The organism is Micrococcus sp. KRD096 (assembly GCF_017168495.1).
Lineage (GTDB): Bacteria > Actinomycetota > Actinomycetes > Actinomycetales > Micrococcaceae > Micrococcus > Micrococcus luteus.
Window position 1 is genome coordinate 1 of record NZ_JABFAY010000088.1, and the last position, 11,490, is coordinate 11,490.

At 69.3% G+C, this 11,490-nt stretch carries 11 protein-coding genes; 9 read left to right on the plus strand and 2 right to left on the minus strand.

Features of this window, described 5'->3' with window-relative positions; translation table 11 throughout:
• Positions 1–100 precede the first annotated feature (100 nt).
• From J1M41_RS11815 to J1M41_RS11855, 9 genes are all read left to right on the plus strand, one after another.
• Positions 101–892 carry an acylneuraminate cytidylyltransferase family protein gene (locus J1M41_RS11815; protein WP_170747888.1) on the plus strand — a complete coding sequence of 264 codons (792 nt, stop codon included), beginning with the start codon at positions 101–103 and terminating at the stop codon, positions 890–892.
• Positions 889–3,132 carry an N-acetylneuraminate synthase family protein gene (locus J1M41_RS11820; protein WP_206451825.1) on the plus strand — a complete coding sequence of 748 codons (2,244 nt, stop codon included), beginning with the start codon at positions 889–891 and terminating at the stop codon, positions 3,130–3,132. Before J1M41_RS11815 ends, J1M41_RS11820 begins: the two co-directional genes overlap by 4 nt.
• Positions 3,123–4,262: a glycosyltransferase gene (locus tag J1M41_RS11825; protein WP_342214111.1), complete on the plus strand. Its 1,140-nt coding sequence runs from the start codon at positions 3,123–3,125 to the stop codon at positions 4,260–4,262. The genes J1M41_RS11820 and J1M41_RS11825 overlap by 10 nt, the downstream gene beginning before the upstream one ends.
• Complete coding sequence (locus tag J1M41_RS11830; protein ID WP_206451826.1) at positions 4,259–5,404, plus strand: acyltransferase; 1,146 nt, start codon at positions 4,259–4,261, stop codon at positions 5,402–5,404. Before J1M41_RS11825 ends, J1M41_RS11830 begins: the two co-directional genes overlap by 4 nt.
• Positions 5,401–6,438 (plus strand): glycosyltransferase family 4 protein, encoded by a 1,038-nt coding sequence (locus tag J1M41_RS11835; RefSeq protein WP_206451827.1) that lies wholly within the window; start codon positions 5,401–5,403, stop codon positions 6,436–6,438. The genes J1M41_RS11830 and J1M41_RS11835 overlap by 4 nt, the downstream gene beginning before the upstream one ends.
• A gap of 16 nt (positions 6,439–6,454) precedes the next feature.
• Positions 6,455–7,417, plus strand: a complete 963-nt coding sequence (locus tag J1M41_RS11840; protein WP_206451828.1) for a glycosyltransferase family 2 protein — start codon at positions 6,455–6,457, stop codon at positions 7,415–7,417.
• Positions 7,418–7,426: 9 nt separating this feature from the next.
• Positions 7,427–8,569: a glycosyltransferase gene (locus J1M41_RS11845; protein WP_206451829.1), complete on the plus strand. Its 1,143-nt coding sequence runs from the start codon at positions 7,427–7,429 to the stop codon at positions 8,567–8,569.
• A 35-nt stretch (positions 8,570–8,604) separates the two neighbouring features.
• Positions 8,605–9,300: a glycosyltransferase family 2 protein gene (locus J1M41_RS11850; protein ID WP_113914017.1), complete on the plus strand. Its 696-nt coding sequence runs from the start codon at positions 8,605–8,607 to the stop codon at positions 9,298–9,300.
• A 323-nt stretch (positions 9,301–9,623) separates the two neighbouring features.
• Positions 9,624–10,244 (plus strand): glycosyltransferase, encoded by a 621-nt coding sequence (locus J1M41_RS11855; RefSeq protein ID WP_158530778.1) that lies wholly within the window; start codon positions 9,624–9,626, stop codon positions 10,242–10,244.
• 185 nt (positions 10,245–10,429) lie between these two features.
• Here J1M41_RS11855 and rfbA read toward each other — a convergent pair whose 3' ends face one another.
• Both rfbA and J1M41_RS11865 read right to left on the minus strand, forming a co-directional pair.
• The gene (gene rfbA, locus J1M41_RS11860; RefSeq protein WP_113914019.1) at positions 10,430–11,299 is read right to left on the minus strand and encodes a glucose-1-phosphate thymidylyltransferase RfbA; all 870 of its coding nucleotides are present in this window, start codon (positions 11,297–11,299) and stop codon (positions 10,430–10,432) included.
• 59 nt (positions 11,300–11,358) lie between these two features.
• Positions 11,359–11,490 (minus strand): integrase core domain-containing protein (locus J1M41_RS11865; RefSeq protein ID WP_148111513.1); only part of this gene is annotated, 132 nt, incomplete at its 5' end.

An 11,490-nucleotide genomic window follows, 5' to 3' on the forward strand; every position in this document is an offset into this window, starting at 1 on the left:
GGGATGACGCACAGGATGCTCACGCGGTCTCCTTCCAGACGTGTTCGGCGACCGCGGACCCCGCGGCCGCGATCGCCGAACACGTCTGGAAGGAGACCGCGTGAGCATCCTGTGCGTCATCCCCGTGCGCGGCGGGTCCCGGGGGCTGCCCGGCAAGAACATCCGTCTCCTGGGCGGCCACCCGCTCGTGGCCTGGACCATCCAGGCCGCCCTCGAGGCGGAGGAGGACCTGCACGTGGTGGTCTCCACGGACTCGGCCGAGATCGCCGAGGTCGCCCTCCGCTACGGCGCGGACGTGCCGGGCCTGCGTCCGGCCCACCTGGCCCAGGACTCGACCCCCACCGAGCCGGTGATCGAGCACGTGCTCGCGGCCGAGCGCGCGGCCGGCGTCGAACCCGAGGGCGTGATGCTCCTCCAGGCCACCAGCCCGCTCCGCCTGCCCGGCACCCTGGACCGCGCCGTGCGGCAGTTCCGGGATACGGGGGTGGACTCGCTGGTCGGCGTCGTCCCGGTGTCCCCGTTCCTGTGGCGCCACGCCGAGGACCCCGACGGGGAGCCGATCCCGGACTTCGACGTCACGGCGCGCAAGCGCCGGCAGGACATGTCGCGCGCCGACCTGCGGTTCCGAGAGAACGGCTCGCTGTATGTGACGCGCCCCTGGGTCTATGACCGGCTGCACAACCGGCTCGGCGGCCGGATCGGCATGCTGGAGCTCGACGACCTCGAGGGCGTGGACATCGACACCGAGCTGGACTTCGCCCTGGCCGAGCAGCAGATGGACCAGTACCTGGCGGTCCAGAAGGTGCTCCAGCACCACCCCGACCTCGGTGCCCCGCGCACCGCCGAGACCCCCACCACCGGCCCGAACCGCACCCCCGGAGGCGCGCAGTGATCATCGAACGCAGGCTCACCCCCTACCTCGTCTTCCCCGAGGACTCGCTCCTGGCCGCCCTGCAGAAGATGACCGACAACCGCGAGCGCACCGTGTTCGTGGTGGACTCCCACGGCTTCCTCGTCGGCTCCCTGACGGACGGGGACGTGCGCCGCTGGCTCGTGGCGCAGCCGGAGGCGTCGCTGAACGTGGCCGCGGCCGACGTCGCCCATCGCGACCCGGCGACGGCGCCCCTGGGCGCCTCCCCGGCCGAGATGCGCGAGGCCCTGCCCGCCGGGGCGCTGCACCTGCCGCTGCTGGACGAGCGCGGCCGCCTGACGGCCCTGGCGATCAACCGGGAGGCGGAGCTGCGGATCGGCGGGCACCGGATCGGGGAGGGCCACCCGGCGTTCCTGATCGCCGAGATCGGCAACAACCACCAGGGCGACGTGGACCTGGCCCGCCGTCTCGTGGACCTGGCCGTCGAGGCGGGCGCGGACGCGGTGAAGTTCCAGCTGCGGGACATGGACGCCCTGTACCGGCAGTCCGGTGCGGCCACCGCCGGTGAGGACCTGGGGGCCCAGCGCACCCTGGACGAGCTGGCCAAGTTCTCGCTCTCCGCCGAGGACATGGTGCGGGTGTTCGACCACGTCCGGGACGCCGGCGTCGCCCTGATGTGCACCCCGTGGGACGCCCCGTCCATGCGGGTGCTGCGCGAGTACCCGGTGGACGGCGTGAAGATCGCCTCGGCGGACCTGACGAACCACGGTCTGCTGCGGGACGCGGCCGCCTCCGGCCTGCCGATGGTGCTCTCCACCGGCATGTCCCGGGAGGAGGAGATCCGCGAGTCGGTGGCCCTCGTGCGCTCCTTCGGCGTCCCCTTCGCGATGCTGCACGCCCAGTCGACGTACCCCGCCCCCTACAAGGACGTGAACCTGGCCTACCTGGACCGGCTCGCGGAGATCGCGCAGACGCCGGTGGGCTACTCGGGCCACGAGCGCGGCTTCCACGTGGCCCTGGCCGCGGTGGCCCGCGGGGCCTCGATCATCGAGAAGCACTTCACCGTGGACCGCGGGCTCGAGGGCAACGACCACAAGGTCTCCCTGCTGCCTGAGGAGTTCGAGCAGATGGTCCGGCAGACCCGGGACATCGAGGAGTCGATCGGCGTCGGGACCGAGCGTGTGGTCTCCACGGGCGAGGCGATGAACCGCATCAACCTGGCCAAGTCCCTGGTGGCGGCCCGCCCGCTGCAGGCCGGCGTCACGATCACCGCCGACGACGTGACCGTGAAGTCCCCGGGCCGCGGCCTGCAGCCCAACGAGCTGCCGCGTCTGGTCGGCCGCACGCTGCACCGCGAGATGGCCGAGGGCGACTTCTTCTTCGCCGGCGACCTCACGGACACGGTGCCCACCGGGCGCCAGTTCCAGTTCCGGCGCCCCTGGGGCCTGCCGGTGCGCTACCACGACGTCGAGGCGCTGACGAAGGACTGCACCCCGGACTTCCTGGAGTTCCACTTCTCCTACAAGGACCTCGAGATCGACATCGACTCGGTGTTCAGCGAGCCCATGCCGATGGGCTTCACCACCCACCTGCCGGACATCTTCTCCGGTGACTTCCTCGTGGACCTGGCCAGCGACGACGACGCCGTGTGGGAGCGCTCGATCGCCGAGGTGCAGCGCACGATCGACATCACCCGGGACCTGAAGCGCTGGTTCCCGCACGAGGAGGAGCCCATCATGGTCATCACCATGGGCGGGTTCACCCTGGACCGGCACATCCGCCCGGAGGAGCGGCTGCCCAAGTACGAGCGCATCGCCGAGGCCGTGCAGCGCCTGGACACCTCCGGCATCCGGATCGCCGCGCAGACGCTGCCGCCGTTCCCGTGGCTGATGGGCGGACAGCAGTACCACAACCTCTTCATGGACCCGGACGACACCGTGGCGTTCGTGGAGGCTACGGGGGTGCCCCTGTGCCTGGACATCTCCCACTCCAAGCTCTCGGCCACGTTCCTGGGGATCCCCTTCTCTGAGATGGTGGAGAAGCTGGCCCCGCACACCATCCACCTGCACCTCGTGGACGCCACCGGTGTGGACGGGGAGGGACCGCAGATCGGCGAGGGCGACGTCGACTGGCCCGTGCTGTGCGAGCAACTGGACCGCCTGGCCCCCGGGGTGAGCTTCATCCCGGAGATCTGGCAGGGCCACATCAACAACGGCGAGGGCTTCTGGACGGCCCTGGACCGCCTGGAGCAGTGGCTGTGATCCCCGAGGCCGCGAGGACCACTCCGGCCCCGCTGACGCTCTGGGTGGTGCCCGTCGCCGACCTCGGCGGCGTGGCCCGGCACGTCCTCGACGTCGCGCGCGTGGGCCTGCCCGGCCTGCGTCTGGCGGTGCTCTGCCCCGAGGGGCCGCTCGCCGAGCGCCTGCGCGAGCAGGGCGCGGCGGTGTTCACCGGAGACGTCGGGCCCGACGCCGGCCTGGCCGCCTCGGTGCGGACGCTCCGGACGGCGGTGCGCACCCTGCGCCCGGCCGCGGTCCACACGCACCTGGCCTACGCCGACCTCGCGGCCTTCACGGCGCTGGGCACGGGGCGGGCCCTGCGGCGGGCCGGTGCGCCGGCGCTGTTCAGCACCGAGCACGGGATCGCCCCGGACGACGGGTTGTACAACCGGGCTGCCGCGGCCCGGGTGAAGAACGCCGCGCACCGCGCCCGGCTGCGCGGCACGGACCTCGTGATCGCGGTGGCGCAGTCCACCGCGGACGTGCTCCGGCGTAAGTGGGGTGCGGGGGTGCCCCTCACCGTGGTGCGCAACGGCGTGGACGTGCCCGCGGTGCGGGCCGCGGCCGCGGGGCAGCGGCGCACACCGGGGGAGGGGCTGCGGATCCTCTCGCTGTCCCGGCTGGCGCCCGAGAAGAACCTCGACCGGCTGATCGCGGCACTGCCCGCCTTGCTTGACCGGGACCCCGGGACGCGGTTGACGCTGGCCGGCTCGGGTCCCCTGGAGGGGCAGCTGCGCGCCCAGGCCGAGGCGCTCGGTGTCGCGGATGCGGTCGACCTGCCCGGCTTCGTGGAGCCGTGGGGGGCCATGGCCGAGCACGACGTGCTGGTGCAGCTCTCGGCGTGGGAGAACCTCAGCTACACCCTGCTCGACGCCGCGGCCGCCGGCCTGCCCGCCGTCGCCACGGACGTGGGCGGCAACGGGGAGATCCTGCCGCCCGAGCGCCTGGTCCACGAGACCACTCCGGCGGCCATCGCCGACGCCGTCGTGCGCGCCGCCGCCGAGGGCCCGGGCGAGGTGCGCGTGGGCGACGTGGAGACGATGGCCCGGGCGACCGCCGAGGCGACCCTCGAGGTGCTCGGGCGCCGGGTGGGGAAGGGCGGGCACCGATGACCGCGGCGAGCCCGAACGAGCCGGGGGCGGCCTCGGTGGCCCCGGCCGAGAAGCGTGTGCCGGGACCCCGGTTCCGGGAGCTGGATGGCCTCCGGGGGGTCGCCGCGCTGGCGGTGGTGTTCTCGCACTATGCGGCTCAACACAACAGCCACTTCCCGGAGGACCCACCGCCGTTCCACGGTTTCGAATGGGGCGCCGCGGGCGTGCAGCTGTTCTTCATCATCTCCGGGTTTGTCATCTTCATGTCCGCCCGGCGGGCCAACCGGCCGAGCGACTTCGCCATCTCCCGGGCGGCCCGGCTCTACCCGCCGTACTGGATCTCCCTGGTGTTCGCCGTGGTGCTGCTCCTCCTGCACCCGGTGCCCGGTTTCCCCTTCACGTGGGGCCAGGCCCTCGTCAACCTGACGATGGTCCAGCGGTGGGTCGGCGTGGACAACGTGGTGGACGTCTACTGGACGCTCGCGGTGGAGATGCAGTTCTACGTGATCATCCTGATCCTCCTGTATCTCACGCGCTGTCGCCTCTCGGACCGCGTGGTGCTGTGGGGGAGCATCGCGTGGTCGGTGATCTCGTGGGGCGTGGTGTCCTTCACCGCGCCGCACGTGGGCTCGAACCCTCAGCGGGACCCCCTGTGGGTGAAGCTCCTCAACAACGCCACCGTGGCCGAGTACGCCCCGTTGTTCGTGCTGGGGATGGCCTTGTACATCGCGCGTCAGACGGGGCAGCACCGCGGCTGGGTCGCGGCGGCCGCGGTGTCCGCGGTGGGCAGCACGTTCGTCATGCGGGGAATGCCGTTGACCCTCGAGGTCCTCGTGGTGGTGCTCCTCGCAGTCACGGTGATGCTGCGGAAGAGGACGTCCGTGCTGCTCCTGGCCCCTATTCAGTGGTACGGGAAGATCAGCTACTCCCTCTACGTCCTCCACGCCATCCCCGGATACATCCTCATCCACACGCTCTGGCCGTACGTAGGCCGAAACATGGCCATGCTCGTGGCCTTGGCCGTGGTCTCCGTGCTCGCCTGGGCCCTGCAGAAGTACGGCGAGGAGCACCTCGGCCGCGCGGCCAAGCGGGGGCTGACCCGCGTCCGCTCCGTCGTGGAAGCGCGGACCGGACATCCCCGATCCCTGGAGCCGGCCCGATGACCGGCCGCATCTGGATCCTGGCGAACCAGGGCGAGGTGGGCGGCGGCGAGGTGATGCTGCACCACCTCGCCACGGCGCTGCGCGAGCTGGGGCGGGACGTGGGCGTCGTGGCCCCGGCCCACCCGGCCGAGACCGCCGATCGCCTGGCCGCGGACGGCTTCGACGTGGCGCGCGTGGGCGGGCCCGGACGCCTGGGGTACATGCGTGCTCTCCGGGCCTGGGACCGCGGCCGAGGCAAGGACGACGTCGCGTGGTGCAACGGGCTGCTGCCGGCCACGGCGCTGGCCGGCCGGCCACGGCGGATCGTGCACCTGCACCAGGTGCCCGAGAAGCCGCTTCTGCGCGTGTTCTCCGCCCTGGCGCGCCCCGGCGCGCTCGCGGTCCTCGTGCCGTCCCGATTCGCGGCGAACCGCATCCGCGGGGCCCGCGTGCTCTACAACTGGGTTCCGGGGCCGAGGACGCCGCAGGAAGGGCGGGCCCGCGATGCCGATGAGCCGGTGACCGTGGGCTTCCTCGGCCGACTGTCCGAGGACAAGGGCATCGTCACCCTGCTGGAGGCCGCCGCACTGCTGCGGAAGACCGACCCGGGTGCTTTCGTGTTCCGCGTCGCGGGGGAGAGCCGATTCGTGGCGGAGGACGAAGCCGAGCGGCTCGCCACCGCCCTGAAGGCAGCCGGTGAGGACGTCCAGGTGCTCGGCTGGCAGGACACCGGCGAGTTCCTGACCTCCGTGGACGTGCTGGCCGTGCCGTCGCAGTGGGCGGAGTCCTTCGGCCTCGTGGCGGCCGAGGCGATGGCCGCGGGCGTTCCGGTGGTGGCCTCCGATGCGGGGGCCGTTCCCGAGGTGGTCGGCAGCGATCACCCCTTCGTTGTTCCGCAGCGGGACGCCGCCGCGCTCGCGGACTGCCTGCGGGCAGTACGCGCGGTCGATCTGGGCGAGGTGGCCCACTCCCAGCGGCACCGCTGGGCGTCGCTGTTCTCTCCCGAGGCCGGCCGCGCCGCCGTCGCCGAGCTCCTGGATGACCTGTCCCTATGATCCCCGCGGAGGACTCATGACCGAGACGCCCCTGACCCCCGAGGCCAGCGTGATCGTCCCCAGCCGGGGCGGAGCCCAGCGGCTGCCGCGCCTGATCGGCGCCCTCACCGCGCAGGAGGACGCCCCGCCGTTCGAGGTCCACGTGGTCGTGGACGGGGATGTGGACGGGTCGGAAGCGGTGCTCGCCCAGTTGGCCGCAGAACATCCGGGCCTGGACCTGAGTTGGACCGTCTTCCGGGAGAACCGCGGACGGGTCGCCGCACTCAACGCCGGCGCCGACGCGACGTCCGGCCGCATCCTCATCCGGGCCGACGACGACCTGGAGCCCGGGCCTCACTACATCCGGGACCACGTGGCCGCGCACGACGACGTGCAGCGCGGCGTGATCGGATTGACGGCCAACGTCCTCCCGGACTCCGCCTATCAGCGCGTCTACGGTGACGCCCAGGACGAAGCGCACCGTCGACATGCCTACGCCCTTCCGGCGGAGCAGCAGTGGCGGCACTGGGCCGGCAACGTGTCCGTCCCCCGCGCCCTCCACAAGGAGCTCGGTGGCTACGACCCGGACTACCGCCGCTATGGCTGGGAGGACGTCGACTTCGGCTACCGGCTCCATGCCGCCGGGTATCCGGTGGAGATCCTGCCGGAGCTGGAGACCCGCCACCACGCGGCGGCGGTCACCACCTACACCAAGGCGCGCCGGGCTCTGCATTCCGGGTCCGCCCGGCAGATCTTCATCGCCAAGCACGGGGCGGACGCACTCGGCGGGGACCGCGCCCCGGGTGGGCCGTGGGGCGCCGCCGTGCGGGCGGTGGCTGCTCTGAGCACGGAGCGCACCATCCAGTACAGCTCTGCCGTCGTCGAGCGTGCCGCTGCCGTGTTGCCAGCCCCGATCGCACGAAAACTGATCGCCTTGCAGGTCGAAGCCGCCGCGGAGACCGGACGCACCCGCCCCCACCGCGCGCAACGGGCCATCTGAGGGGACACGATGTCGGAACAGACTCCCGCAACGATCGCCATCGCCCACGACTACCTCACCCAGAAGGGCGGGGCAGAGCGGGTGGTGCTCGCCCTGCACCGGATGTGGCCGGACGCGCCCATCTACACGACGTTCTACGACCCGGAGGGCACCTTCCCCGAGTTCCGCAACGCTCGGATCATCACCTCGCCGCTGAACCGCGTGGGGGTGCTGCGGAAGGATCCCCGGCGCGCGTTGCCCCTGCTGCCGCTGGCCTCGTCCCTCATGCGGGTGAAGGAGCCGCTGGCGGTGGTGTCCACGTCCGGATGGGCCCACGGGTTCCGCTACGCGGGGGACACCCTCGTCTACTGCCACACGCCGGCGCGGTGGGTCTACCTGCTGGAGGACTACCTGGGTGATGAGGAGCAGAAGAGCCTCAAGGGGCGCGTGGCCCGCGCACTGCGGCCGGGGCTCAAGGCCTGGGATCAGGCGGCGCAACGCCGGCGGACGCGGTACGTGGCGAACTCGACCGTGGTGAAGCAGCGGATTGAGGAGGTGTATGGGATCCGCAACGTTGACCTCGTCTTCCCACCCCACTCGGTGAGCACGGACGGGCCGCGGGAGCCAATCCCCGGTGCCGAGCAGATCGCCGAGGAAGGTTACCTCCTCTCCGTGGCCCGCCTGATGCCCTACAAGCACGTGGACGTGGCGATCGCCGCCGCCGAACGCACGGGGCAGCACCTGCTGGTGATCGGCAAGGGGCCGGAGGAAGCGCGTCTGCGCGCGATGGCAGGGCCGGGCGTGGTCTTCGCCCAGGACCTCACCGAGGCGCAGCTGCGCTGGGCCTATGCCCACGGGACAGCTCTGATCGCGGCCAGCCACGAAGACTTCGGGATCACACCTCTCGAGGCGAGCGCGTGGGGTGTGCCGACAGTCGCCCTACGGGCCGGCGGGTACCTGGACACCATTGTGGAAGGTGTCAACGGGGTGTTCGTGGAGAAGTCAAGCGTGGATGACGTGGCAGCGGGAATCTCTCAAGTGCAGGCGACCGTGTTCGACACGGCGTCCATGAAGGACTACGTCGCGCAGTTCGCGGAACCCCATTTTCGAGAGCGCGTCCGAGGGCTTCTTCGCCAGGTGAGCGACGACGATACGAGTTCACAGCAGGTGTGACGTCCTAGAGATCCCCTTGACGGTAACCTCATGGCATGTCCAGCCGTGACGAACCCCAGTTCAGCATCATCATCCCCACGCTTCAAAGGTCCGCTGAGCTGCGCCCTCTCGTGGCCCAGTTGGCGGAGCATCCCCGGGTGTTGGAAGTGATTGTGATCAACAATGCCAGTGCACCGCTTCAATGGGCATCTCCCCGTGTACGTGTGTTGCAGCAGGGCCATAACATCTTCGTCAATCCGGCCTGGAACCTGGGTGTGCGTGAGGCCCGAGGTCGTCTTGTGGCGATCGTCAACGACGACATCGAGATGCCGAACAGCCTGCTTCATCTGGCGTCGGAGTTGCTCTCGCGTCCTTGGGTCGGACTCGTTGGTGCAGACATCCATCATCGCGGCGGTTCTCGCCGAGTGCGACTGGCAACCCACGCGCACATTACCTTGGGGTACGGCGTGTTCATGGCGCTGAGGCGGAAGGACTACATCCCAATTCCTGATGACCTGAAAATCTGGGGAGGCGACGACTGGCTGTTCTGGAGTGCGCGTCGGCCGCCCGTCGTCATCCTGGACTCTGGCATTAGCACGACCATGGGGACCACGTCAGGTTCGGCTGAGTTCCGGGCCATGCGTCTGGAAGAGACCAGAAGAGTGGACGCGCACATTGGCGGGTGGATCGGCCGGCGCAAATGGCATCATGGAAGCCGGGTTCTTGAGTCTTTTCGACGGCGGCGCGGCTGACCGTTTATCCATTATCCTCTGTAGAGGAGGCACAATTGATCTCAATGTCCCGAGCGGGGCTGCTTGCCATGATTCGACAGGGTAAACACGGCTTATTCTTGGCCCAAAAGTGGGCGAGGCCGACCCGTATCCGTTTGCGTGGTCATGTATGGAGGGGGGTCGCACGGGTCCGTCCCTACCGTTTTGACCTGGGTCGCTACAAGGACGCGCGGGGGTTCTTTCCCTTCGACTTCTTCCTCCATCGTTCAGCGCCTGAAGGATGGACGAAAGACGGGGCGATCGCGCAGCGCCGACTCTGGTGCGTGTGGGCTGGGGATAATCCGATGACGGTCAACCGCATGCATAGCCTGGATACGCTGAAGGAACTGAATCCGGAGCTCGAACTCACTCTCGTCACGCCATCCAATCTCCATCGGTTCATCGTCCCGGCGCATCCGCTCCACGAGGCATACCCGCACCTTTCCTTGCCGCACCGGTCGGACTATCTTCGAGCTTACTTTCTGCATCATTACGGTGGTGCTTATGCGGATATCAAGTCAATGGGTGCTGGCATGGCCGACCCCGTCCTGAGCGTTCGTGCTTCCGACGGGCCGTGGGTGGTTGGATACCCTGAGATCAATTCCGACCTGGTCGACAACATCCATGGTCCCCTGGGTGATGATGTGCGCCACCACTTCCATCGGGTTGTCGGGATCGGGGCCCTGGCGGCGCGTCCCCGCACGCCCTTCACCGCGGAGTGGCTGGCTGAAATCGAGCGGCGCCTCTCTTATTACCGGGCCGACCTGGAACGACATCCGTCGACCGATCCTTTCGGTTATGAGGGTGATTACCCGATCACCTGGATCGGGCTCGGCGCTGATGTTTTCGAGCCGTTGCAGCTGAAGTATCTGGACAAGATTGAGGCCCGCCCCGAGTTGACGCCAAATATGGAGGACTACCGGTGACCGTGTCGACCTGGCCCTTTTCGTCGTTCTGGCGCTGTGGATTTAGAGCCCTTTGGACATGAAGAGCGGGGCCCTCATCCAACGGTGATACATCGAACGGTTCAGCGCCCTTCGCCCGCGACTACCTCTGAGCTGAAGGGAAGGGTGCACACCGGATGCCGGTTCTCTAGGAGACCGGCAAAGGGTCAGCGACGGGATTCGAGCAGATCCAGGAGGTAGCGGCCGTAGCCGGACTTCAAGAGGGGCTCGGCGCGGGTGCGGAGCTCGTCGTCGGTGAGCAGACCCTGGCGCCAGGCGACCTCTTCGGGGGAGCCGACCTTCAGGCCCTGTCGGGACTCGATGGTGCGGATGAAGTTGGAGGCGTCGTTGAGGTCGCCGAAGGTGCCCGTGTCGAGCCAGGCCGTTCCGCGGGGCAGGACCTCCACGTTCAGGGTGCCACGCTCGAGGTAAGTGCGATTGACGTCCGTGATCTCCAGCTCGCCGCGGGCCGAGGGCTTCAACCCCTTAGCGATCTCGACGACGTCATTGTCGTAGAAGTAGAGGCCCGGCACGGCGAAGTTCGACTTGGGCTGGGCCGGTTTCTCCTCCAGGGACACGGCCTTGCCTGCGGCATCGAACTCGACGACGCCGTAGGCGGTGGGGTCGGCGACCCAATAGCCGAACACGGTGGCGCCATCAACCTGGGTGTGGCGACGCAGCTGCTGACCCATGCCGGGGCCGTAGAAGATGTTGTCCCCGAGGACGAGGGCGACGTGGTCGGCGCCGATGTGGTCCTCGCCGAGGATGAAGGCCTGGGCCAGCCCGTCCGGCGAGGGCTGCTGCACGTAGCTCAGTGAGATACCGAACTGCGAGCCGTCGCCCAGCAGGCGCTGGAACTGCTCAGCGTCGTGCGGGGTGGTGATGACAAGGATGTCGCTGATGCCCGCCAGGATCAGGGTGGAGAGTGGGTAGTAGATCATCGGCTTGTCGTACACGGGGACCAGCTGCTTGGAGATGCCGTGGGTGATCGGGTGCAGGCGCGAGCCCGTACCCCCGGCGAGGATGATGCCCTTCATGGGTGGACCGGTCCCTTCGTCGGTGGTCTCGGTATACGGCTGTTGAAGAGCTTAGCGGGTTAGCTGTAGGAGGGCATGACGTTGTTGACTCGGGTCGGTGCCAGTGAGGCCGGAGGAGCGTCTCCGCAGGAGGTATGAGGCCGATGGTAGTTGTAGTGGTTCACCCACACCTGCAGGGCCTCACGCCGAGC